This is a genomic window from Bradyrhizobium sp. FW305-F6 (assembly GCF_058782905.1).
Genome location: NZ_JBYSYD010000005.1, coordinates 73,133 through 96,749, shown reverse-complemented (window position 1 = coordinate 96,749; position 23,617 = coordinate 73,133). Strand labels below are relative to the sequence as shown.

Sequence of the window (23,617 nt, the reverse complement as noted above, 5' to 3'; positions counted from 1 at the left end):
CCTGTTTTGGAAAGGCAGCCTGAGATTGTTACTTTGGCGGTGAAAGCGTCACGACCGGAAGGGCGGGGGGCGAGCATGACAGGGCGGCGGTCGCCGGCCTGCTTTGTCCCCTCGGTCCCTCTGATCCTGTTGGTCTCCAAGCGTTGTCGTTAGGTTCGCAAATATCTGGCCGCCGCCTGCTCCGGCGAGAGGCCGCGCCTGACCAGATATTGCGCCGGCGATGAGGAAAGGCTGAACCGCATCGCCGAGGTCTGGCGGGATCGGCCGCCGACATCGGGAGATGGTGAGTCCTTCCTTGCCACCGGATTTTGCATTCGAGCCGAGCAACTGCCAGCTGTGGGAATCAGGTGAGATGGGAGAGGTGGCGAAAGGGCGAGAGACGGCCGAGCAGGCTGTATCGGCGGCCCTCCTGCCGGGCACGCGAACGGCTCGCCCGCCACATCCGGAAGGTCGCCCGGCGTTCCGCGAGCACGCCGGCGACGTCGCAAGCATTGGCTATGCGATTGATCGGCGCCATCGCGAACCGCAGCAGGGTCCAGCCGAACCCGGTCACGAGAGCGGCGGCGTCATCGACGAAGGTGGCGGCGATATCAACAGCGAGGGTTTGCATTTGGAAGTTCTCCAGGCTAATTTGAACAATGTTCACATGAGTAGCTTGAAAATGAACAATGTTCAAGAAGAATCGCCGCGCGACCAGAAAAAATTTCGGCGCCGGATCCAGATCGTCGAGATCGCCCGCGGCATCATCTCAGCTAAAGGGCTGAGATCATTGAAGGTCCGTGACGTCGCGGAGGCTGTCGGCTGCTCGGTCGGCAGCGTCTATAACGAGTTCGGGGACTTCGACGGGGTCATCCTGACGGTCAATCGGGAGACGGTTCAGGCGCTCACGGCGCGGCTGAGGGGCGTTCCGGCTGAGGATCCGGTCCGCCAGCTCCATGGCCTTGCCGCGACCTATCTCGATTTCTTTGCCGAGCACGCCAATCTGCTGCGCTCCCTGTTCGAGCATCGGATGGAGGACGACCGCCCTTATCCGGACGACATTCTCCAGATGGTCATGGATGCCTTCGCGTTGATGCATCCGCCCCTGGTGCGGCTGTTGCCGGATGCGGATGACGTGAAGATCGCGCTGCTCTCGCGCACGCTGTTTTCCGCGGTGCACGGCATCATCTCGCTCGGCCTCGAGGAGCGTATGGTGGCGGTGCCGCCGCAGATGCTGCGCCAGCAGATCGAGCAGTTCGTCGAGACCCATCTCGTCGGTCTCGGAATTCTGCCGCTGGGCGGGCGGCTTGCTTGATCGGGGCGGCCGAGCCATTACATCCGACGCGCCGCCCGCCCGCTGGCCGGGTGGACTGAAGGTACAGTCGCGTATGGACTGAGGCGGCCGTGGCGCGTCTCGAGGCGATCAAGGCCGATGTGCTGGCGCGGCTGGGCAACGGTGACCTCAGTCTTGGCGACGTTGCCCAGCGCAACCGCGCCAGTGCGCGCTACGTGCAGATCCTGTTCGAGCGAACCGGCACCACGTTTTCAGAGTTCGTGCTGGAGCAGCGATTGCTCCGCGCCGCAAGGCTGCTCCGAGATCCCTTGCATCGCTCGCGCAAGGTGAGCGACATCGCGCATGTCGTAGGCTTCAACGACGTGTCCTACTTTCATCGCACGTTTCGGCGCCGGTTCGGCATGACCCCGAGCGACATGCGCCATCAGGCGCCGGCCGCTGAGGGGCCGTTGGCGGCATCCAAGAATTGAGGTCCGTCCAATTCTCTTCTCCGAAGGCCATCAGGCCCGCGCTGCGAGAGCTTCGCGAGGCTGCGGCGTAACGGCGACGACGCTTGGTCTCCCGCTCTCGACCTGAACGCGGTTGCGTCCTTTTTCCTTGGCCCGGTAGCAGGCGGCATCCGCGCACCGCATCGCATCCTCGAGCGTGGTGTTGCGGTCGGCGATGCAGGCGACGCCGATGCTGGCGGTCGCGACAAAGCAGCGGTCGTCCCAGGCGAAACTGAACTGCTCGAGCGATCTGCGCAAGCGCTCGGCGATGTCGGCGGCATCGAAAGCCGAGCATCGCGGCAGGATCAGGCCGAATTCGTCGCCGCCGAGCCGGGCCACCAGATCATCCGCATGTCGGCCCTGTTGCAGGAGGCGCGAGACCTCTCGGAGCAGGCGATCGCCGGCAAGGTGGCCGCAGCTGTCGTTGACGCCCTTGAACTGGTCGAGGTCGAGCAGGATCAGGCCAAGCGCACCCGCTGCGGGATTCTCCAGCTCGCTTTGCAAGCGCGCCTCGAAGGCGCGACGGTTGGAGAGGCCGGTCAACCAATCGTGCGAAGCCTGCCACGCCAGGCGCTCCTTCTCGGCATGCAAGGCCGTCTCGAACGCCTGGCGTTGCAAGACCAGCCGCCGCGTATGCCAGATCAGAAGCAGGATCAGCGTTGCCGCGCTGGCGACGTTGATGCAGGTCAGCATAACCTTGATCGCCCTCGAGCCTTCACCCAGGACGGTGGAAAAACGTTTGGCATGTACCGTGAACTGGGTGTTGAGCTCTGAGAGCCGAGACGACAGAAATTGCACGCGATCGTCTTGAATGGGACCGTTCGCCAGCTCCGACCGGATGAGCTCGCCGAATACGCTGAGCTCGAGCAAGATGGGATCGGTGGCTCTCCACTCCTGGATCGCTTCCTGCAGGAAGCTGACGCGGTTGAAGTAGCGGTACAGCCAGATCAGTCCCGACACATCCTCCGGATGGTTGCCGCCTTGCAGGAAGCCGATGCGGGCGGACTCGATGTCGACCGGATCGCGCTCGAGCGCCCAGCGCGCGAACTCGTCCCCGATGGGAACGGCGAGAGAGGCCTGGTACTGCGCGAACTGGCCCGGGTCACCCGAATGCAGGTAGAGATTGAGGAAATAGACGGCATTCTTCTGCGAGCGTGACCATAATGCCTCGCCTGCGACATAGGCTCGGACCGAGGACATCACCTCGAGACTGAACCCCGCGATCGCCGCCTGGAGCAGGACGACCATCACGAAAGGCGACACGAGCTTGATGACGTGAAGGAAGCTGTGTCCCTTCATCGACGTTGATGTTCTGCCAAACACCCTGGCGTTCCCCAAATCGCGCAATGCCCCCGACGGAGCGCTGCATCTGCAACCTGAACTAGAGGCGACGGTTGCTTAACTCGACCTGAAAATCGCGAATGACTGCGCCGTAAGGTGAAAGCAATGTAAGGTGGATGTGCGCAGATCGTTTCAAATGCCGATCAACCGATACCGGAGCGGTATCGGCGATGAGCGCTACACGCGCGCCATCGTGGTGATGCGCGTGTTGTCAGACCAGCACCGGCTTGCGCACGCGCCCGGCGTCGCCGAACACGCGCAGGTAACGCTCGATCTCCGAGGGCAGGCCGGTCGCCTTCTCCGGATTGTCCGATAGCTTGACGGCCGGCTGGCCGTCGACCGACGACACCTTGCAGACCAGCGAGATCGGATCGAGATTGAACGAGCCGTCCGGCGTGCAGCCGACGAAGTCGTTGGTGAGGTTGGTGCCCCAGCCGAAGGAGAGCCGCACCCGCCCGGCGAAGTGGTGATAGGTCTCCTCGATCGAACCGACGTCCATCGCGTCGGAGAAGACCAGCAGCTTGTCCGCGGGATTGCGGCCCTTCTTCTGCCACCACGCGATGATCTCCTCGCCGGCCTGGATCGGCGGCGCGCTGTCGGGGCGGAAGCCAGTCCAGTCGGCGACCCATTCCGGCGCATCGCGCAGGAATGCCTTGGTGCCGAAGGCGTCCGGCAGCGCGATCAGGAGATTGCCGCCATAAGTCTGGCGCCACTGGTCGAGAATGCGATAGGGCGCCCAGCGCAATTCCTCGTCGTCCCTGGCGAGCGCGGCCGCGACCATCGGCAGCTCGTGCGCGTTGGTGCCGATGGCTTCGAGATCGTTGTCCATCGCAAGCAGCACGTTGGAGGTGCCGATGAAGGATGAGCCGAGGCCTTCCTTCACCGCCTCGACGCACCAGCGCTGCCAGAGGAAGCCATGACGGCGGCGGGTGCCGAAGTCGGACAGCCGCAAATTCTCCAGCTTGCGCAGCCGCTCCACCTTGGTCCAAAGCTTGGCCTTGGCGCGGGCATAGAGCACGTCGAGCTCGAAGCGGCCGCGGCCCTTCATCGCCGCACGCGAACGCAGCTCGTTGAGGATTGCGAGCGCCGGAATCTCCCACATCGTGGTGTGGGTCCACGGGCCATGGAAATGCAGCTCGTATTGGCCGTCGACCTTGTGCAGCTCGTACTCAGGCAAGCGGAATTCCGCCAGCCAGCGGATGAAATCCGCCGAGAACATGTGGGTCTTGCCGTAGAAGGTGTTACCGGCCAGCCAGATCAGCTCTTTCTTGCTGAAGCGGATGGTACGGGCGTGGTCGAGCTGGGCACGCAGCTCGCTTTCGTCGATGATCTCGGCGAGACGCACATGGCGCGAGCGGTTGATGACCGAGAAGGTCACCTGCTGATTCGGGTAATCCTCCCGAATCATCTGCAACATCAATAGCTTGTAGAAGTCGGTATCAAGCAGGCTGCGGATGATGGGATCCAGCCGCCAGCTGTGATTGTAGGTCCGGCTCGCAATGTCGGTCACTGTCATGGCGGGATTTTAGCGCGGCTCTCCCTGCGCAACCAGTGGGTTTGGGAAGGTCAGTCTTGCGGAAGACGGCACTTGGTATCAGGATTTGGCGGCCGTCGCCGCAACGGCCTCGAGCTGGGCCCTGACCCAGCGATGGGCCGGGTCCTTCTGGTAGCGTTGGTGCCAGACCATGAACATCGGCAATTCGGCCAGCGTCCGCGTGCGCGACGCCAGCGGGATCGGGGTCTGGGCAAAGCCCCGCATCACGCCGGGTGCGAGCAGGCTTGGCATGCTCGCCAGCATCTGCGAGCCCCGCAGAAAGGACGGCACGCCCGAGAAGCTCGGCACGGAGATCGCGATGTCGCGGTGAAGCCCGTTCGCGGCCAGCCGCCGGTCGAAGTCGAGCCGCTCGTTGTCGGTATAGACCACGGTGATGTGGCGCGCCGCGAGGTAGGCGTTGCGGCTCGCCGGCGCGGCCCGTGCCTTGGCGTCGTAGTAGCAGACGTAATGATCTCGCAGCAGCCGCTTTTGCACGATGTCGACGCCGGACGGCGGCAGCGGCGTGATCAGGAGGTCGCAGCGGTTCTCGCGCAACATCGCGGGCGAAGGCGATTGCGAGGGAATCACGCGCAGGTTCAGGCTCTTCACTTGCGCGGCAACGTGGTCGAAGAACCGCGGCAGCAGCAGGTCGCGCTGGAAGTCGTTGGCGGCGACCGTCAGCGAGAGCTGCGCGCGCGGCGGCTCGAACGTGACGCCGCCGGCGAAGCTGCGCATCTCGTCGATCAGCGCGCGTGCCTTGGTCGCCAGCGCCTGGGCGTGCGCCGTCGCGACGATGCCGCGACCGGATTTCGCGAACAGCGGATCGCCTGCGATCCGCCGCAGCTTGTTCAAGCCGTGGCTGACGGCAGACTGGGTGAGGCCGAGCCGCGTCGCTGCCGCCGTCACCGAGCCTTCTTCCAGCACCGCCAGGAACAGCTCGAGGGCGTGGCCGTCGAGGGTCAAATGATCGATTTCCTTCATGCAATTCATTATAATTCATCTATTTATCTTGAGAATAGGGCGGCTCATGATCTCTCGATAAGCCGCGTCCGGGTCCGGGCGCCCCAGGGAGAGACAACGCCGATGAACGTCCAGGCGCCAGCCTTGCAGGATTCCCGCCTCAACCGCCCCGAGCCTTTCAGGCCGAGCGACGGCGGCTTCTTCCAGCGCGATCGTTCGATCCATCCGCCGGCGCATGCGCCGGGGTACAAGTCCTCGGTGCTGCGCTCGCCACGCCAGTCGCTGCTGTCGCTGGAGACCTCCATCTCTGAGATGTCAGGGCCCGTGTTCGGGCACAACGATCTCGGCCCGCTCGACAATGATCTGATCCGCAACTACGCCAAGGACGGCGATCCCATCGGCGAGCGTATCGTCGTGCACGGACGCGTGGTCGACGAGACCGGCCGCGGGGTGCCGAACACGCTGGTCGAGTTCTGGCAGGCCAATGCCGGCGGCCGCTACCGGCACAAGAAGGACACTTATCTGGCGCCGATCGATCCGAATTTCGGCGGCTGCGGCCGCGCGCTGACCGACGACACCGGCTACTACTATTTCCGCACGGTGAAGCCGGGACCGTATCCCTGGCGCAACTACGTCAACAGCTGGCGCCCCGCGCACATCCACTTCTCGGTGTTCGGGTCGGGCTTTGCGCAGCGGCTGATCACGCAGATGTATTTCGAGGGCGATCCGCTGATCCCGGTGTGCCCGATCCTGACGACGATCCCGGACAAGGATGCGCTCGACCGACTCGTGGCGCCGCTCGACCTCAACGCCTCGACGCCGTTCGATTCGCTGGCCTACCGCTTCGACATCGTGCTGCGCGGCCAGCGCTCCACCTATTTCGAAAATCGCACCGCGGGGAACTGAGCCCATGCCGCAGCCGCTCGACTACCTCAAGGAGACAGCTTCGCAAACCGCGGGGCCCTACGTCCATATCGGCCTGATCCCGGCCATGGCCGGCTTCGACATTTTCGAAAAGAATTTCTCCAACGTGCTGGTGACGCCGAACACCAAGGGCGAGCGCATCACGCTGGAGGGCAGGGTGCTAGACGGCACCGGCACGCCGCTGCGCGACGTGCTGCTGGAGATCTGGCAGGCCAATGCGGCCGGCCGATACAACCATCCGGCGGACCGTTCGGCGGGCGCACTTGAAGAGGACTTTCGCGGCTGGGGCCGCGCCGGCTCCGACTTCGACAGCGGCCTCGTCACCTTCGAGACCATCAAGCCGGGCGCGATCACCGATAAAGCGGGGCGGAAGTGCGCGCCGCATGTCAATGTCTGGATCGTCGCGCGCGGCATCAACATCGGCCTCAACACGCGACTTTACTTCTCGGACGAGGAGGCCGCCAACGCCGCCGACCCCGTGCTCAACCTGATCGAGCAGCCAGTGCGCCGCAAGACGTTGATCGCAACCCGCTGCGAGCGTGCCGGCAAGGTCGTGTATTCCTTCACGGTCAATCTGCAGGGGCCGGACGAGACGGTGTTCTTCGACGTCTAAGCCATGCGATCGGCCTCACCGAAAGATGAGGCCGATCCAAGCTAGAAGGCCGTCGGTCCGACGGCCCCGATCCAGTGTTTGACCTTGGTGGGATCCTCTTCGTCCATGTAGAAGAAATGGACCATCGTCGGCTGCACGGGCGCGACGTTGGGATCGTCGAAGCGCATTGATACCTCGCCGCGAAAGATCTTGAGCAGGGGGCTGTCCCAGTACTCGATCACATCATGGAGCGCGGTGACGCCGCGATCGATGAACTGCCGAAGATTGCTACGGATCGTCTCACGGCCGTGCCAGTCCGCGGCGCCGAGATTGCAGATCGCATCCTCGGCGAAGCAGTCGAAACCCTTGCCGAAGGTCTTGTCGTCGATTTCTCTCCACATCGCGAGCAGCCATTCCGGCGGCGCCGTCTTGGTGAAGGTCTTCGTGCTCATCGTTGTCTCTCTCGAATGCGGGGGGCTTCCGGAAATCACTCTCGAGTGGGGACGATCCCAAGTCGCGACGCGACGCGCCTGGCCGTCGCCTCGCGCTGTGCGGTGATGTCGGCCACCGCGCGCCTTGCCTGATCGAGGATGGCGCCGGGCGCGCGCTCCGGCGTGCCGCTGTCGAACGGCGGCTCGGGCGCATATTGCATGTAGAGCTGGATCGCGCGCGCGGCATCGTCGCCGCGCAGCTCGGCAGCGAGCCGTAGTGCGCCGTCAATTCCGGCGGTGACGCCGGCGGCGAAGATCCAGGTCCCATCCACCACGACGCGCTCGTTGACCGGAATGGCGCCGAGCAACGGCAGCAGGTGGAATGAGGCCCAATGGGTCGTTGCCCGCCGTCCCCTGAGCAATCCGGCCGCGCCGAGCAGCAGGGCGCCGGTGCAGACCGAGAATACGCTGCGCGCACCCGCTGCCTGTTGCGTGATCCAGGCCAGGATCTCCTCGTTCTCCATCAAGGCTTCCTGACCGAAGCCGCCGGGCACATGCAGCACGTCGAGCTTCGGTGCTGCTGCCAGCGTTGCATCTGGAGTCAATTGCAGGCCCTTGACGTCGCGGACAGGGTCGGTCGTCTTGGCGTAGACGCGATAGGTCGCATTCGGGATACGCGAGAGCACTTCGAAGGGGCCCGTCAGATCGATCTGGTCGAGGCCATCGAACAGCAGGGATCCGATTTGCAGGTGCGTCTCTGGTAGGATCATGGGTCGTCCTCAATTCGCAGCTGGACAGGGGCAACCTAACGGGTCAGGCTGTGGCCAAGATGCCAAAGTCCCCTCGTTTCCCGCCAAACTCGCGATCACATGCCGTGCGCCCAGCCGCGGCCCAGGCCGCCCGTGTTATCGAAGTGCTGGCCTATCCGGCGGTGCAGTTGCTGGATGTGACAGGGCCGCTCCAGGTGTTCGCGACCGCCAACGAGCAGATCGTGCAGGCCGGCGGAACCGCACCTTACGTCCTGCGTGTCGTGGCAAAGGATCGCGCGCGCGTGGCGGCCTCGTCGGGGCTGGAAGTCGTAACCGACGCATTGCCGCGCAGCACTGCCGCGCTGGATACGCTGGTGGTCGCGGGCGGTCCCGGCGTCGACCTCGCTGCTGCCGATCCGGCGCTGCTCGCTTGGCTGCGCCGGCGCGTGAGGAAGGCGCGCCGTGTGGCGTCAGTCTGCACCGGAGCATTCCTGCTCGGCGCATCGGGTGCGCTCGACGGGCGGCGCGCGGTCACGCACTGGTCGTACTGCGCCGAGCTCGCGCGGCGGTTTCCCGCCGTACGCGTCGAATCCGATCCGATCTTCGTGCGCGACGGCGCAATGTGGACGTCCGCAGGCGTGACGGCTGGCATCGACTTGGCGCTGGCGCTGGTAGAGGAGGATCTGGGCCGCACGACGGCGCTGGCGGTGGCACGCTATCTCGTCGTCTTCCTCAAGCGGCCGGGAGGGCAGGCGCAGTTCAGCGAGACACTGTCCTTGCAGTCGGCCGAGGACGAGTTCGGCGCCCTGCACGATTGGATCATCGAGCATCTTTCCAGCGATCTTTCGCTTTCCAGACTGGCCAATCAGGCCGGCATGAGCGAGCGCAGTTTCAGCCGGCACTATGCCAGAGCGACCGGACAGACCCCGTTGCGCGCAATCGAACGGCTGAGGGTGGAGGCCGCCCGACGGATGCTGTCGGAGACGCGCCTGCCGATGAAGCGGATATCCCAGCGCTGCGGTTTTGGATCGGAGGAGACGATGCGCCGCAGCTTCCTGCGCGTGCTGTCAACGGCGCCGCAGGACTATCGCCGCCGGTTCGGCGTCTGAAGCCGATTGGTCGAGGGGTCTATTCGCCGCCATGGAGCCGCGCACGAAACGCGCGCGGCGATACGCCCGTGGCCGCGGCATAGACCCGGCTGAAATAGGCGGGATCGTCGAAGCCGAGCGCATAGGCAATCGTCGAGACCGGCAGGTTGGTGTAGACGAGGTTGCGCCGCGCCTCGCGGACCAGGCGGTTGAGGATCAGATGCGAGGCCGTGTCGCCGGTCGCAGCGCGCGTCACCCGGTTGAGGTGAGTGGGCGTGATCGACATGGCTCTGGCATAGTCGGCGACGCTCCAGCGCTCCAGATGATGCTGCTCCAGCAGGGCTTCGAAACGGCGAAACAGTCCGGTCTGCGCCGTGCCGCTGCCGCCGCTTTCGCTCGCGAGGGCGCGGGCCACCAGCCCCATCATGGCCGATGACAGGGCGCGCAGCACATGGGCCCGGCCAAAGTCGCGCGCGGCATGCTCGGCGAAGATCTGCTTCATCATCGCGCGAATCTGCGGCGTGCCGCGTACCACCGCCGATTGCGACAGGGCGCCCCGCAATCCCTCGGCGGCGAGCAGCGCTTCGTCGAGGATTTCCGCAGCGATCGTCAGGACCCAGCCTTGCGTATTCGGCTCGAAGCCGAAGCCATGGACATGGCCGACGGGCACGTTGACGATCTGCATCGGCCTCAAAGATACCACGCGACCGTCGAGTGTTGCTTCGCCGCCGCCGCGCTCGATCAGCAGCACCTGGTGCAGCCGGGCATGGCGGTGCACGGCCAGCGTCCAATCGTGCAGCACCGAGCGGGCCGCAATGGTCTCGCAATGCACGACGTCGGGCAGGTCGCCGGATTCCCCGAACAGATTGTAGACCCGGATTGCCGGGGCGGGGGCTGCGTTTCTCATGTTCGAATAGTACAAGACAATAGCGAAACCCTCCATCGGTTTGCGGCGCGACTTCTGCAAAAAAGTGCCGACGGGAGGACGCAAAAATGAAAGTTCAGGTCTGTATCATCGGCGGTGGCCCGTCCGGGCTGCTGCTATCCCAGCTCCTGCACCTCAAGGGCATCGACACGATCGTGCTGGAGAAATACAGCCGCGATCACGTCCTCGCCCGCATCCGTGCCGGCGTGCTCGAGCACGGCTTTGCCGAACTGATGCGCGAGGCGCAGTGCGGCGAGCGGATGGACCGCGAGGGCGAGATCCATCGGGGGTTCGAGATCGCCCATGACGGCGTGCTCTCGAAAATTGACCTGCACAAGCATTCCGGGGGCAATTCGGTGCTGGTCTACGGCCAGACCGAGCTGACGCGCGACCTCTACGAGGCGCGCGACCGGCTCGGCGGCAAGGTCGTGCATGATGCGCAGGATGTGACGCCGCACGATCTGACGTCGGACCGTCCTTACGTCACCTATCGCTCGAACGACGAGACGGTCCGCGTCGATTGCGACTACATCGTCGGCGCTGATGGTTTCCACGGCGTCAGCCGCAGGTCGATCCCGAAGGACGTGCTGCGCGAATATGAGAAGGTCTATCCGTTCGGCTGGCTCGGGGTGCTATCGCGCACCAAGCCGGTATCGCCCGAGCTGATCTATGTGAAGCACGCGCGCGGCTTTGCGCTCTGTTCGCTGCGCTCGCAGGTGCTCAGCCGCTACTACATCCAGGTGCCCTTGACCGACAAGGTGGAGGACTGGAGCGATGACGCGTTCTGGGCCGAGCTGAAGCGCCGCCTGCCGGAGGAGGTTGCCGGCCGCATGATCACGGGTCCGTCGATCGAGAAGAGCATCGCCCCGTTGCGCAGTTTCGTCGCCGAGCCGATGAGCTATGGCCGCCTGTTCCTCGCCGGCGATGCCGCGCATATCGTGCCGCCGACTGGCGCGCGCGGGCTGAACAGCGCCGCGTCCGACATCTATTATCTCTATCACGCTCTGCTCGCGCATTATCAGCGCAGCGATGATTCAGGCCTTGCAGGCTATTCCGCCAAGGCGCTCGCCCGGATCTGGAAGGCGCAGCGCTTCTCCTGGTGGATGACGATGATGCTGCACCGCTTCCCCGACCGGATCGACTACGAGGACCGGCTGCAGCAGACGGAGCTGGACTATCTGCTCTCGTCCGAGACCGCGCAGCGCCTGCTCGCGGAGAATTATGTGGGGCTGCCGTTCTAGGGAATGATCTCGCCAACGTGAGTGCTGCCGTCCCTTTTCCCACAAGGGGAGAGGGATGAAGGCGCGCGTGGCTGATACGCTACTTTCCTTCCAGCGTATTGACCGGTGTCCAGTCCGGCGGCGGCGGAGTCTCAGTCAGCGCTTTCGCACGCTTGGCAAACCGAGCTGACGCAGGATCGGTCTTCGCGATGCCGTCGAACGCATCAGCCGCCTTCGCAAACTTCTTCGCCCGCCAGCACGCCAATCCCTCCGCATATGCTGCCGCCACCTTCGCTTGCTCTGCGGTCTCCGCACCCGCTTCCGCCAGCGGTTCGAAAACCCTGATCGGCTCGCCGCGGCCCTGCACACGGATCGCGTCGAGCTCGCGCCAGGCGAAAGTGTCGCCGGTCTGCGCCATCGTGGTCTCGGACGCCATGATCGCGGTGCCGTAATATTTGTTGGCGCCCTCGAGCCGCGAGGCGACGTTCACGGTGTCGCTCATGACGGTGTAGTTGAAGCGGCGGCGCGAGCCGATGTTGCCGACCACGGCTTCGCCGCTGTTGAGCCCGATGCGGTGCGACAGGCCGTGGCCGGCGAAAGCGGGATGGCCGGCATTGAGCTCCGCCAGCGTTTCGTGGCACTTCAGCGCGGCGCGAACCGCATTGGTCGCGTGGGCGGGATCGTCGGCCGGCGCGCCGAACATGGCGACGATGGAATCGCCGATATATTTGTCGACATAGCCGCCGTGGCTTTGGATGATGTCGGTCATGGCGGACAGATATTCGTTCATCAGCGTCACCAGCTCGACCGGCGTCATGGTTTCCGCAATCGAGGAGAAGCCGCTGAGGTCAGAGAAGAGCATGGTGACGTTGCGCATCTCGCCGCCGAGCGCCGGCATCTTGCCGGAGGCGATCATGGTCTCGATGACCTCGGGCGCGAGATAGTAGGCAAAGCTCCTGCGCAGGAAGCGCTCGTCGCGATCGGCCAGCACGAAGCGGTAGCCGATCATCGTCGCGAGCGCGGCAAGGCTCGCGAGCACAGGCTCGGTCAGAGGCAGCGCCAGTGCGTGGACGAACGCGCCGACCGCGACCGCGGCGTAAGCGGCGGTGAGGCCTAGCCAGGCAGCCAGCGCAGTGCCCGGCGCCAGCATGCAGGCCGCGCACGCGACAACGAGTGCGAACACGACCGTGAGAAGGGTCCGCGCGGGAAAGCCGAGCTCGGTCACGGCATCGCGCTCGATCAGGTTTCGGACCGCAGCGGCGTGCACGAACACACCGGCGACGTCGCTGCGCGCCTTTTGCGCGGTGCTGGCGGGCGCGGGCAGGGCACATTGTGCCCCCGGCGTCCCGTCATGGCCGCCGGACAGGCGCATCGAGGTGAGCTTGCGGTCCTCGAAGTTGAGGATGGTGCCGAGCAGCACGACCTTGCCCTCGAAGGCGCGGCGGAAGAAGTCGCGGTCGCCTTTTTCGACGCAGGCACGCAGATCGGCAAAGGAGAAGGTCGGAACGTCGCGGCCGAGGCCGCGGAAGTTGAGCGTCAGCGTATTCGGCACGGCGCTCGGGATTGCGTAGCCCGACAGCTCGGCCGCGCCGGATGGCGCAATCTCCACCTTCGCGCCGAGCGCGCGCGCGGCGAGCTCGACCGCCATCGTGGGCACCGTCTGGCCATCGATGGAGAAGCTGAGCGGCATCCGCCGGATGACATCGTCCGCGTCGGTGTGGACATTGAGCGCACGGACGTTGTTGCGCACCGCCAACCGCTGCGCACGGTAGGGCGATTCTGGATGGTCGTTGCTCAGGATCTCGCCGAGCACCAGCTTGCCGTTGTCCGAGATCTGCCGCAGCGCGATCAGATAGTCCCGGTCGAATCCCCGCATGCGGGCACCGAGCGGAGCGTCGCCAAAGGGAATCTCGGACTGCTCCATCGAATTCTTGAAGATGACGTCGAAGCCGATCACCTTGGCGCCGCCCTCGCTGATGCTGGCGAGCACCCGCCCGATCTCGCGAGTCCAGGTCTGCGTCGGCGATCCCTTGAAGGGCGGCGTGTCGTAGGTCTCTCCATCGATCGCCACGACGACGACCGGCGACGTCGCGGGATCGCGGCGTTCGCCGGCCAGCTTGCCGCGCAGCGCCGTGAGGAGGTCGAGGGAGAGACCCTGCAGCGTCTGCAGCGGTGGCGAGGTGAAGATCGCGCCCGCAAGCAGCGCGATCAGGATCGCCACAACGATGTCCCGTCCCCCGATCCGCCGCATCGCGCCGTCGCTGAGCGGCTATTCGAGACGCAGCAGGCGGCCGATGATCGGGGTCGGCGAGGAGGTGGCGCTGGCGTCGATCTGGAAGGTGTAGCGCTTGGCCCCGAGAATGGCGAGGTAGCTCCCGCCCGCCGTCAGCGTCTTCCCGGCCTTGGCAAAATCATAGAACTTGCCACCGACCATGGCGTCGCCCTTCAGCGGCACGCTGATCGTGGGCTCCTTGCCGTCGGTCCGCTCGATCACCAGCGTGCCGCCGGCTTTGGCCTGCACCAGTGGCGAGACGCCGTAGAGCGTCGGCAGCTTGGCCGGCGCGGCCTTGGCGTCCGACCGCACGGTGCGGAAGGTCGTTGCGGCACTCTGGTTCGCTTCGCGCTCGGACAGCTTCGTCGCATTGGTATCGCAGGGCACCTTCTCCCGCTTGACCTCGCCCAGCTGCACGGTGCTCTGCTCGGCGCCGATCAGGACGACGCCCTCGCTGATGGTCTCGCGCTGGCAGGATTTCAGGTAGCTGAGCGTGATGCTGGCCTTGGGTCCGAGCTTGATGATCTTGCCCGGCGCCACATAGTCCATGAACGCGATGCCGTCGACCTTGCCCTGGACGTCCTCGACGATAGCTGCAGGCGTCTCAGCCAAAGCCGGGGTCGCAAGGCAGAACGCGCCGACACAGGCGCCGATCAGGCTTTTCATGGGAATTCTCATCCAATTAGACGATGCTCTGGTGCCCCGTCCTGGTTCGATGCCTAGCAGCAGGACGCCGGGGCAAGTGTGACCAGAATCACTCTTGGTTCTTGGTGCCACTTTAGCAGGAACAGGTTCAAACCGGCGACCGAAGAAAAAGGCCGCTGCGGCAAGATGTTGGCGGGGGCCGTCTCAGGCGGTCGGGACCGCGGCCGAATGATCCTCGCCTGAAAGGCTCTCGGCCGCATTCTCCATCGATGGAGCGAGGGGGGCCTCACTGCTTTGACCAGGAATCGTCCGCTGACCGCCGGCGATCGCGACCACCTCGTCCCAGCGCGACAGAAAGGCCCCGACACAGGCCGGGTCGAACTGCCGTCCCGCGTTCTCGGCGAGGTAGCTGCGCGCCGCCTCGAGCGGCATCGGCTCCTTGTACGGCCGCCGCGTCGTCAATGCGTCGAAGACATCGGCAACGGCGACCACCCGCGCGGCGACCGGGATTTCGTCCGCCTTGAGGCCCTTCGGATAGCCCGCGCCGTCCCAGCGCTCGTGATGACCCGCGGCGATCTGCGCGCCGAGCCGAATCAGCTCGCAGCTGGAATCGGCCAGGATCCGCTCGCCGATCGCCGGATGCGTCCGGATTACCGCCATCTCTTCGTCGGTGAGCTTACCCGGCTTGAGCAGGATGTGGTCGGGAATGGCGACCTTGCCAACGTCGTGCAGGGGCGCAGCCAGATAGATGTCGCGGCACAGCCGGGAGGGCAGGCCCAGCTGCTCGGCGATGGCGCGGCTGTACCTGGCTACCCGCAACGTGTGCTCCCCAGTGTCGTTGTCGCGGTACTCGACCGCGAGCGCCAGCCGCAGGATGATCTCCTCCTCGCGCTCGCCTAGCTTTCGTGTGGCCGCTGCGACGTCGCTGGCCAGATGCGCGGCGCGGTCGTTGAGCTTGCGCACAGCTGCACCAAGCTGAACCAAATTCCGAAGACGCACCGTCATCTCGAGGCTTTGTCGCTGCTTGGGCAGGAAATCGGTTGCACCAGCCTGCAGCGCTTCCATCTTGAGGTCATCGGTTTGATGCGACGTGATCATCGCGATCGGGATGTCGGCGCAGCCGGGAAGCTCGCGGAAGCTGCGGATGAAGCTGATGCCGTCCATATGCGGCATCTCGTAGTCGACCAGCACCAGATCGAAGACGCGCTCCTGCGCGCAAGCCAGCGCCTCCACGGGATCGAGCAAGGCGGTGACCTCGACCAGACCGTCAGCCTCGATATGACGTTTCAGGAAGTTGAGGACGGAGCGGCTGTCGTCAACCAGGAGTGCTTGGGTCAGCATCTGTCGGCCGGGCTCTGTTCGCTGGCGAAGGCAAGAACCCTAGCCATAACCCAGGCGCGTTTAACGCGAAGCAAATGCCGTTGCAGAGAGGTGAGAGACGCCGGGAATATGCGTGCCTCGCACGAGGTTTCAGCAGTCCGCCCACCTTGCATGCAACGACGCGAACCCTCTGAAAGTGTGACCCGTAGTTGTACGGATGCTCGCGTTAGGAGTTTGCTCACTCGACTCAAACAAAACGTGTAGCGGGATTCTTAGCAAAGGCGGGGCAGCGATGGCGCTCAATCCGACGGAGCCTAAATGGTCGTTGCGGTTACCCGCGGACTGCAGCATCGCAGCCATTCGCAACGTCTATGAGCTCATTCGCGAGGCTTTCGGCCGGCAGGAGCGACTCGAGATCGATTGCTCGAGCGTCGACAAGGCCGACGTGACCTCGATCCAGCTTCTGCTGTCGACCGCCAAGACGGGCGAGGCCCAAGGCCGTCCGGTGGTCCTGACCTCCTTCTCTCAGTCTCTGCGCAATACGCTTCGCCGCGCGGGTTTCGCCAGCGATGCGATGCTCGATCAGCATCTCCCGCAAAAGAAAGATGGCACCTGATGGCCACGATTCTCACGGTCGACGACTCTCCCAGCATTCGGCAAATGATCAAGGTCGTGCTCGAGCCGGCCGGTCACAACGTGATCGAGGCGGGCGACGGCGCCCAGGGGCTCGCTAAGGCGCAAGCTGCCAAGCTCGATCTCGTCATCACCGACCTCAACATGCCCGTCATGAACGGGCTGGAGCTGATCCGCGCATTGCGCAAGCTGCCGAGCGCCGTCGGCATGCCCATCGTGTTCCTGACCACCGAATCCAACGAGACGGTGAAGCAGGAAGCCAAGAGCGCCGGCGCCACCGGCTGGATCACCAAGCCCTTCAAGCCCGAGCAGTTGCTCTCCGTGGTCGCCAAGCTGGTGCGCGCATGAGTGCAATGGATCCGACCGAGATCTTCCGCCAGGAAGCCAGCGAGCTGTTCGAGGTTCTGGAAGGGGCCCTGCTCGACCTCGGTCAGCGTCCCGACGACCGCGAACTGGTCGATTCCGCCTTCCGCGCCCTGCATACGATCAAGGGATCGGGCGCCATGTTCGGCTTCGACAAGGTCGCCTCCTTCACACACGAGTTCGAGACCGCCTTCGACCGCGTCCGCAAGGGCGAGATCAAGCCGACGCAGGAGCTGATCTCGGTCGCGCTGGCCGCCAAGGACTACATCCGCGCGCTGATCGAGGATCCGCAGTCGACCGACGACATCATCGGCGAAGCCATCCTCGACGACCTCAAGCGCTTCGTTTCGTTCGACCAACCTGCTGCCCCGACCGTTGAGATCGCCGAGGCGCCGCCGTTGGTCCCCGGCGACAGCAACCAGGCCGGCTGGCACCTGTACCTTGAATTCGAATCGCACGTTCTGCGCAACGGCTCGAATCCGCTCGATCTGCTGGAAGATCTTTGCAAGCTCGGGCCTTGCTTCGTGGTTCCGGTCACGGACGGCATCCCTTTCCTCGACGAGATGGAGCCGGAAGACTGCTATCTGAAGTGGGACGTCAAGCTGCACGCGGCCTGTGACAAGGACGCGATCGACGACGTCTTCATGTTCGTCCAGGACGAGATGAAGCTGACGCTCGCGCCGCTGGAGCAGGTCGAAGCGCCCGCGCCGGGACCCTTGTTCCGGCTTCTCGACGAAGAACCCGCGCCAACGGCCGAGACGGTCGTGGCGGTGGCCGAGGCGGCTCCAGCACCCGTTGCCGAGCAGCCCGCTGCAAAAGCAGAGCCGAAGACGGAAATTGCTAAGGCCGAAGCGGCGACCGAGCCGAAAGCCGAGATCAAGCGCGAAGCGGCGCCGGCCAAGCGCGACGACGTCAAGCAGGAGCGCGGCATCGCCACCGTCCGCGTCCAGGCCGAACGTCTCGACGAGCTGATGGACCGTGTCGGCGAACTCGTCATCGCCCAGGCGCGGCTGACCCAGCTCGCTTCGTCCGGCTCCGACCTCTCGATCAAGATGATCGCCGAGGAGATCGAGCGCCTTGCCTCTTCCCTGCGCGACACCACGATGGGCGCGCGCATGGTGCCGATCGGCTCCCTGTTCGGCCGCTTCCGCCGCCTCGTGCACGACCTGTCGCGCGATCTGTCCAAGCCGGTCGAATTCGTCACCTCGGGCGAGGATACCGAGCTCGACAAGACCATGATCGAGTGCCTGGCCGATCCGCTGGTGCACCTGATCCGCAATGCCATCGACCACGGCATCGAAGACAACGCCACGCGCGCTGCCAATGGCAAGACCGAGCAGGGCCGCATCGAGCTCGCCGCCGTGCATTCCGGCGCGCAAGTGCTGGTCACCGTGAAGGACAATGGCGGGGGTCTCAACACCGCACGTATCCGCGCGAAGGCGGAAGAGCAGGGCTTGATTGCGGTCGGCGCCGTGCTGACCGACCACGAAATCCACCAGTTCCTGTTCCATCCGGGCTTCTCGACCGCCCAGACCATCTCGGCACTATCGGGCCGCGGCGTCGGCATGGACGTGGTCAAGCGTACCATCGAGAACATGCGCGGCTCGATCGATCTGTCGACCAGGCCGGGCCAGGGCACCACCGTGACGCTGCGCCTGCCGCTGACCCTCGCGATCATCGAGGGTCTGCTGATCCGGGTCGGCGAAGGCCGCTACATCATTCCGCTGCCGGCGGTCGAGGAGTGTGTCGAGCTGACGGCCGAGGACGAACGCTCGCGCGGCCGCAACTTCCTCAACATGCGCGGCAATCTCGTGCCCTTCCTGCGCCTGCGCGACATTCTCTCGGTCGACGGTTCGCCCGACCAGCACCAGAAGACCATCATCATCTCGACCGGCGAGACGCAGGTCGGCCTCGTCGCCGACCAGATCATCGGCAACCACCAGACGGTGATCAAGTCGCTGTCGAAGTTGCATTCGGACGTGACCATCTTCTCCGGCGCGACCATTCTCGGCGATGGCACGGCAGCCCTGATCCTGGACGTCGCCCAGCTCGTCGCTTTGGCGCAGTCGAAGGTCGAGAAGCACATCAGCGAGGCGGCGTGATGAACCAGCAGCAGGCGGACGCAATGCAGGTCGTGATGATCGGCCTCGGTGACGAGAAGTTCGCGCTCGACGCCGGGCTGGTGCGGGAGATCATCGATCCCGTGCCGGTGACGAAGGTCGCGGGCGCGCGCGATTTCGTGCCCAGCGTGATCAACGTGCGCGGCAACGTCATCCCTCTCGCCGATCTGCGCATCCGGTTCGGCATGCCGCAGACCGACAGCTCGGCCGATTCGCGCATCGTCGTCATCGAGATCGAGATCGAGAACGAGCCGGTTCTCGTGGGCGTCACCGCGGACAAGGTTTACGAGGTCACGGAGATCTCCCAGGCCGACGTGCAGCAGACGCCGCGGGTCGGAATGCATTGGAAGCCGGAATACATCCGCTTCATCACCAAGTGGCGTGAAGAGTTTGTCATCGTTCCGAACATGGAACGGATCCTGAATTGAAGCCTGTGGGCGATTCGAGGCAATTGGGGGACTACATGCGGTTTACGGTCAAGGCGAAGTTGGCGAGTTCGTTCGGTTTGATCATCGTGCTCTCGATGATCGCGGGCGGCGTAGCTTATCTCAAGCTCACCGACATGATTAGCGGATCCGAGGCGCTGATCTCGCGTGCAAATCGCATGCAGATGGGCGCGCAGATCGAGATCAATCTTCTGTCGCAGGTGAGAGCGGAGAAGAATGCGATCATCGCGCCCGAGAACGAGACCGACATGTTCCTCGCCGACATCCCCAAGATGCGTGCGGCGAACACTAAGTTGAGAGAGGAAGTCTACGCCCTCGCCAGCGAAGGCGGAAAGCGGCTGCTCGAGAAATTTGCCGCCGCCTACGACAAGATGAACAGCGAGCAGGACCTCACGATCAAGCTGATCAAGACTGATCGCCCGAAGGCGGCCGATCGGACGGTTCACGAGGGACGAAAGGCGATCGCCGAGGCCGTCGAGGCAATCGACGCCTACGTCGTGTTCACGAAGAAGAGCATGGCCGATGAGGCCGAGATTACCCGGGCGGACGCTGCCAAGGGCCAGATGATCGTCATCGCGCTCGTCGTCGCATCGCTCGTGATAGCGGTCCTTGCAGCGCTGTGGATGGCGATCAGCATCAGCCGTTCGCTCAGCCGCGCCGTCGGTCTTGCAGGAGCGGTCGCCGCCGGTAACCTCACCGAGACCATTCCCTCGGCCAGCAACGATGAAATCGGCGATCTCATTCGTTCCCTGAACGGCATGGTGGAGAAGCTTCGGCAGGTCGTGTCGGAGGCCCTGACGGCGGCGCAGAACGTTTCTGCGGGCAGCCAGGAGCTTTCCGCCAGCGCCGAGCAGCTCTCGCAAGGAGCCACCGAGCAGGCCTCGTCGGCGGAAGAGGCGTCCTCCTCGATGGAAGAGATGGCCTCGAATGTGAAGCAGAACGCCGACAACGCCAACCAGACCGAGAAGATCGCTGCGCAGTCGGCCAAGGACGCGGAAGCGTCCGGAGCTGCCGTAGGCCGCGCCGTGGATGCGATGCAGACGATCGCCGAGAAGATTACCATCGTGCAGGAAATTGCACGCCAGACCGATCTGCTCGCGTTGAACGCAGCCGTCGAAGCGGCTCGCGCCGGCGAGCACGGCAAGGGCTTCGCCGTGGTCGCGTCCGAAGTGCGCAAGCTCGCCGAGCGGAGCCAGGCGGCCGCCGCCGAAATCGGCACCCTCTCGACCGAGACCGTCAAGGTTGCGCAGGAAGCCGGCGAAATGCTGGGCAAGCTCGTGCCCGACATCAAGAAGACGGCCGAGCTCGTCCAGGAAATCACCGCCGCCTGCCGCGAGCAGGACGTCGGCTCCTCGCAGATCAATCAGGCGATCCAGCAGCTCGACAAGGTCGGTCAGCAGAACGCCAGCGCCTCCGAACAGGTGTCCTCGACCTCCGAGGAGCTGGCTTCGCAGGCCGAGCAGCTGCAGTCGACGATCGCCTTCTTCCGTATCGAAGACTCTGGGCGCAAGCCGATGGCTGCTCCGGAAGTCGACCGGGCCGTTGGTCAGCTTCGCGCCAAGGCCGCGAAGATGGCGGCGGTCGATCGCCGCGGCAAGGCACCGGCAAGCAGGCCTGCAAAGGCCCTGAAGGTCGCGGGCGGAGGCGGGTTCGCCTTCGACATGGATGACGGCGGCGACGAGCGCGACGCCGAGTTTCAGCGCTAGACGTTCTTGCGGGACGCGGGCTGTCGGGCTCGCCTCCTGTCAAAATCAAACTGGGCCGTACCCGAGGGACGACGAAAATGAGATTCACAGTCAAGGCAAAACTCGCCTCCGCCTTTGGAGCCGTTCTCGTGCTGTCCGTTGTCGCCGGCGGAATCGCGGCCTGGAAGCTGAGCGATATTGCCGCGAAGACGGAGCTCCTCCTTGGGGCAGCCGGACGCTCAAGCAAGGCTGCGGAGTTGGAGCGCGGGCTCCTGCTGCAGATCCGGGCCGAAAAGAACGCTTTGCTAGCGCAGTCGGATGCCGAACTGGAGCGATACGCTGCCGAGGTCCGTAAGGTTCGCGGGGACATGGCCAAGACTCGGGACGAGATCTACGCCGTGGCCTCCGAGACGGGTCGGAAGATGATTGACCGCTTCTCGGCGATTCACGTCGCAATGAATGCTGCCGAGGACGAAACGCTCAAGCTGGCCCGCACGGACCGGGCGAAGGCGGCGGAGCACTCGGCCACCGAAGTGCGTCGGCATCTATTGGATGCCACCCACGTCCTCGACGAATATCTCGACTACCTAAAGAAGTCGATGACTGAGCGCGCCGACGAGGCGAAGCAGGAAAGCAGCCGGGCCCAGGTGCTGCTGATCAGCATCGTCATCTTGTCTCTGCTTCTCGGCGCTGCCGCCGCGATCTTCATCGCACTCAGCATCAGCCGCTCCCTGATGCGCGCAGTCGGCCTAGCCAATGCGGTCGCCACCGGGGACCTCACCCAGACGGTCGAGGCGAAGACCAACGACGAGGTCGGCGATCTCCTCAAGGCACTCAATGCCATGACGGCGAACCTGAATGCCACGGCCATCGTGGCCGAGGAGGTCGCGCAGGGCAATCTGGCTGTCCAGGCCAAGCGCCTGTCCGACAAGGACACGCTCGGTATTGCGCTGGAACGCATGATCGCCAGCCTCAATGCAAGCGCGGAAATCGCCCACGAGATCGCCCGCGGCAATCTGACCGTCGACGTCAAGCGCCTGTCCGACAAGGACAAGCTCGGCATTGCGCTGGAGACCATGGTCAGTCGGCTTCGGCAGATCGTGTCGGAGGCACTCACGGCGGCCGAGAACGTCTCGGCCGGAAGCCAGGAGCTGTCCGCAAGTGCCGAGCAGCTCTCGCAGGGCGCGACCGAGCAAGCCTCATCCGCCGAGGAAGCCTCCTCCTCGATGGAAGAGATGGCCTCCAACGTGAAGCAGAATGCCGACAATGCCAACCAGACCGAGCGGATCGCCGCGCAATCGGCCAAGGACGCAGAAGCCAGCGGTGCAGCCGTCGGGCGTGCCGTTCAGGCGATGCAGACCATCGCGGAAAAGATCACCATCGTGCAGGAGATTGCGCGGCAGACCGACCTGCTGGCGCTTAACGCGGCGGTCGAGGCCGCTCGCGCCGGCGAGCACGGCAAGGGCTTTGCCGTGGTGGCGTCCGAGGTGCGCAAGCTCGCCGAACGCAGCCAGGCCGCTGCCGCCGAGATCGGCACCCTCTCGACCGAAAGCGTGAAGGTCGCCCAGGAAGCTGGCGGGATGCTCTCCAAGCTCGTTCCCGACATCAAGAAGACGGCCGAACTGGTCCAGGAGATCACGGCCGCCTGCCGCGAGCAGGATGTCGGTGCGGCCCAGATCAACCAGGCGATCCAGCAGCTCGACAAGGTCGGCCAGCAGAACGCCAGTGCCTCCGAGCAGGTGTCCTCGACGTCCGAGGAACTGGCCTCGCAGGCCGAGCAGTTGCAGTCGACGATCTCGTTCTTCCGGATCGAGGAGAGTGAGAAAGGCAAGGTCGCTCCGCGGGAGATCGATCGTGTCGTCGGTCAGCTCCGGGCCAAGGCGGCGAAAATGGCGGCGGCCGACGTCGGAGCCAGAAAGCCGACGGCCAGGCCCGCCCGGGCCCTCAAGGTCGGCGGTGGCGGCTTTGCCTTCGATATGGATCAAGCCGACGACGATCGCGACGCAGAGTTTCAACGCTAACCGGCAAGGTCCCGACGGGGCCGCAGCCCGATACTTGATCGAATGGATGCATCATGGCCGCAACATCGCAATATCTGACTCTCGGTCTTGCCGGCGAGACGTTCGGCATCAGCATCCGCAACGTCCGAGAAATCCTCGACATGCGGCCGATTTCGCGGCTGCCGCACGCGCCGGCTTTCCTGCTCGGCATGATCGACGTGCGCGGCGCCGGATATCCGATCGTCGACCTCAGGACCAAGCTCGGCCTGCCGAGCGTTCCGGCAACCGAAGCCACCCGCATCATCATCCTCGACGTGCCGATGAAGGACCGGCTGGTCGGCGTCGGCTTCGTCGCCGACTGCGTGTTCGAGGTGACTGACATCAACGAGCAGGCAATCGAGCCCATCCCGGAGGTCGGCGGAAAATGGCAGTCGGACTATGCCGCCGGCATCGGCCGAAAGGGGGAGAAGTTCGTCGTGATCTTCGATCTGGCCAAGCTGATGGCCAACGACGAGATTCCTGGCGGGGCCGGCGCGGAGGCACCGCGGGCCGCCTGAGATTTAGTGCGAAGCGTAGCAGATCGCGAGCACCCATAAGCTGTGAGACAG

At 64.6% G+C, this 23,617-nt stretch carries 23 protein-coding genes; 13 read left to right on the top strand and 10 right to left on the bottom strand.

Going from position 1 to position 23,617, the window contains the following annotated elements; translation table 11 throughout:
- Positions 1-343 precede the first annotated feature (343 nt).
- Positions 344-610: a hypothetical protein gene (locus AC3WLX_RS28555; protein ID WP_492338701.1), complete on the bottom strand. Its 267-nt coding sequence runs from the start codon at positions 608-610 to the stop codon at positions 344-346.
- Between the two features lie 51 nt (positions 611-661).
- Here AC3WLX_RS28555 and AC3WLX_RS28550 point away from each other — a divergent pair, with 51 nt between their 5' ends.
- Together AC3WLX_RS28550 and AC3WLX_RS28545 are read left to right on the top strand one after the other, a co-directional pair.
- The gene (locus tag AC3WLX_RS28550) at positions 662-1,294 is read left to right on the top strand and encodes a TetR/AcrR family transcriptional regulator (protein ID WP_492338484.1); all 633 of its coding nucleotides are present in this window, start codon (positions 662-664) and stop codon (positions 1,292-1,294) included.
- A gap of 89 nt (positions 1,295-1,383) precedes the next feature.
- Positions 1,384-1,743 carry a helix-turn-helix transcriptional regulator gene (locus tag AC3WLX_RS28545; protein ID WP_291619513.1) on the top strand — a complete coding sequence of 120 codons (360 nt, stop codon included), beginning with the start codon at positions 1,384-1,386 and terminating at the stop codon, positions 1,741-1,743.
- 30 nt (positions 1,744-1,773) lie between these two features.
- Here the strand turns inward: AC3WLX_RS28545 and AC3WLX_RS28540 are convergent, their stop codons facing one another.
- From AC3WLX_RS28540 to AC3WLX_RS28530, 3 genes are all read right to left on the bottom strand, one after another.
- The gene (locus AC3WLX_RS28540; protein ID WP_291619515.1) at positions 1,774-3,084 is read right to left on the bottom strand and encodes a GGDEF domain-containing protein; all 1,311 of its coding nucleotides are present in this window, start codon (positions 3,082-3,084) and stop codon (positions 1,774-1,776) included.
- A 229-nt stretch (positions 3,085-3,313) separates the two neighbouring features.
- On the bottom strand, positions 3,314-4,618 hold the full coding sequence (pncB, locus tag AC3WLX_RS28535) for a nicotinate phosphoribosyltransferase (RefSeq protein ID WP_291619517.1): 1,305 nt from the start codon (positions 4,616-4,618) through the stop codon (positions 3,314-3,316).
- Positions 4,619-4,696: 78 nt separating this feature from the next.
- On the bottom strand, positions 4,697-5,626 hold the full coding sequence (locus AC3WLX_RS28530) for a LysR family transcriptional regulator (protein WP_291619519.1): 930 nt from the start codon (positions 5,624-5,626) through the stop codon (positions 4,697-4,699).
- Between the two features lie 93 nt (positions 5,627-5,719).
- On the opposite strand from AC3WLX_RS28530, the gene pcaH reads away from it, so the two are divergent.
- Together pcaH and pcaG are read left to right on the top strand one after the other, a co-directional pair.
- Positions 5,720-6,502 carry a protocatechuate 3,4-dioxygenase subunit beta gene (pcaH, locus tag AC3WLX_RS28525; protein WP_492338483.1) on the top strand — a complete coding sequence of 261 codons (783 nt, stop codon included), beginning with the start codon at positions 5,720-5,722 and terminating at the stop codon, positions 6,500-6,502.
- Positions 6,503-6,506: 4 nt separating this feature from the next.
- Positions 6,507-7,133, top strand: coding sequence for a protocatechuate 3,4-dioxygenase subunit alpha (gene pcaG, locus AC3WLX_RS28520; RefSeq protein WP_291619523.1), 627 nt, complete (start codon positions 6,507-6,509; stop codon positions 7,131-7,133).
- A 41-nt stretch (positions 7,134-7,174) separates the two neighbouring features.
- Here the strand turns inward: pcaG and AC3WLX_RS28515 are convergent, their stop codons facing one another.
- Both AC3WLX_RS28515 and AC3WLX_RS28510 read right to left on the bottom strand, forming a co-directional pair.
- Positions 7,175-7,564, bottom strand: a complete 390-nt coding sequence (locus tag AC3WLX_RS28515) for a nuclear transport factor 2 family protein (RefSeq protein ID WP_291619524.1) — start codon at positions 7,562-7,564, stop codon at positions 7,175-7,177.
- A 35-nt stretch (positions 7,565-7,599) separates the two neighbouring features.
- A complete protein-coding gene (locus tag AC3WLX_RS28510; RefSeq protein WP_291619526.1) occupies positions 7,600-8,313 on the bottom strand; it encodes a DJ-1/PfpI family protein in 714 nt (237 codons plus the stop codon).
- A 59-nt stretch (positions 8,314-8,372) separates the two neighbouring features.
- Between AC3WLX_RS28510 and AC3WLX_RS28505 the strand changes: the two genes are divergently transcribed.
- On the top strand, positions 8,373-9,401 hold the full coding sequence (locus AC3WLX_RS28505; protein WP_291619528.1) for a GlxA family transcriptional regulator: 1,029 nt from the start codon (positions 8,373-8,375) through the stop codon (positions 9,399-9,401).
- A gap of 19 nt (positions 9,402-9,420) precedes the next feature.
- Here the strand turns inward: AC3WLX_RS28505 and AC3WLX_RS28500 are convergent, their stop codons facing one another.
- On the bottom strand, positions 9,421-10,323 hold the full coding sequence (locus tag AC3WLX_RS28500) for a helix-turn-helix domain-containing protein (RefSeq protein WP_291619530.1): 903 nt from the start codon (positions 10,321-10,323) through the stop codon (positions 9,421-9,423).
- Positions 10,324-10,373: 50 nt separating this feature from the next.
- Here AC3WLX_RS28500 and pobA point away from each other — a divergent pair, with 50 nt between their 5' ends.
- Positions 10,374-11,546, top strand: a complete 1,173-nt coding sequence (pobA, locus tag AC3WLX_RS28495; protein WP_492338482.1) for a 4-hydroxybenzoate 3-monooxygenase — start codon at positions 10,374-10,376, stop codon at positions 11,544-11,546.
- Between the two features lie 79 nt (positions 11,547-11,625).
- On the opposite strand, the gene AC3WLX_RS28490 is transcribed toward pobA, so the two are convergent.
- The 3 genes from AC3WLX_RS28490 to AC3WLX_RS28480 all read right to left on the bottom strand — a co-directional run bounded on the left by AC3WLX_RS28490 (position 11,626) and on the right by AC3WLX_RS28480 (position 15,783).
- On the bottom strand, positions 11,626-13,776 hold the full coding sequence (locus AC3WLX_RS28490) for a CHASE2 domain-containing protein (protein WP_492338481.1): 2,151 nt from the start codon (positions 13,774-13,776) through the stop codon (positions 11,626-11,628).
- An 18-nt stretch (positions 13,777-13,794) separates the two neighbouring features.
- Entirely contained in the window at positions 13,795-14,463 is a 669-nt protein-coding gene (locus AC3WLX_RS28485) for a hypothetical protein (RefSeq protein WP_492338480.1), read from the bottom strand.
- A gap of 183 nt (positions 14,464-14,646) precedes the next feature.
- Complete coding sequence (locus tag AC3WLX_RS28480; RefSeq protein ID WP_492338479.1) at positions 14,647-15,783, bottom strand: HD domain-containing phosphohydrolase; 1,137 nt, start codon at positions 15,781-15,783, stop codon at positions 14,647-14,649.
- Positions 15,784-16,054: 271 nt separating this feature from the next.
- Between AC3WLX_RS28480 and AC3WLX_RS28475 the strand changes: the two genes are divergently transcribed.
- From AC3WLX_RS28475 to AC3WLX_RS28445, 7 genes are all read left to right on the top strand, one after another.
- Positions 16,055-16,378 (top strand): STAS domain-containing protein, encoded by a 324-nt coding sequence (locus AC3WLX_RS28475; protein ID WP_291619541.1) that lies wholly within the window; start codon positions 16,055-16,057, stop codon positions 16,376-16,378.
- Positions 16,378-16,743, top strand: coding sequence for a response regulator (locus AC3WLX_RS28470; protein WP_291619543.1), 366 nt, complete (start codon positions 16,378-16,380; stop codon positions 16,741-16,743). The genes AC3WLX_RS28475 and AC3WLX_RS28470 overlap by 1 nt, the downstream gene beginning before the upstream one ends.
- Complete coding sequence (locus AC3WLX_RS28465; protein WP_492338478.1) at positions 16,740-18,860, top strand: chemotaxis protein CheA; 2,121 nt, start codon at positions 16,740-16,742, stop codon at positions 18,858-18,860. The genes AC3WLX_RS28470 and AC3WLX_RS28465 overlap by 4 nt, the downstream gene beginning before the upstream one ends.
- A complete protein-coding gene (locus AC3WLX_RS28460) occupies positions 18,860-19,306 on the top strand; it encodes a chemotaxis protein CheW (RefSeq protein WP_061023362.1) in 447 nt (148 codons plus the stop codon). The genes AC3WLX_RS28465 and AC3WLX_RS28460 overlap by 1 nt, the downstream gene beginning before the upstream one ends.
- Positions 19,307-19,341: 35 nt before the next feature.
- On the top strand, positions 19,342-21,030 hold the full coding sequence (locus AC3WLX_RS28455; protein WP_492338477.1) for a methyl-accepting chemotaxis protein: 1,689 nt from the start codon (positions 19,342-19,344) through the stop codon (positions 21,028-21,030).
- Positions 21,031-21,107: 77 nt separating this feature from the next.
- Positions 21,108-23,030, top strand: coding sequence for a methyl-accepting chemotaxis protein (locus tag AC3WLX_RS28450; protein ID WP_291629563.1), 1,923 nt, complete (start codon positions 21,108-21,110; stop codon positions 23,028-23,030).
- Positions 23,031-23,083: 53 nt separating this feature from the next.
- A complete protein-coding gene (locus AC3WLX_RS28445) occupies positions 23,084-23,566 on the top strand; it encodes a chemotaxis protein CheW (protein ID WP_492338476.1) in 483 nt (160 codons plus the stop codon).
- Positions 23,567-23,617: the final 51 nt, after the last annotated feature.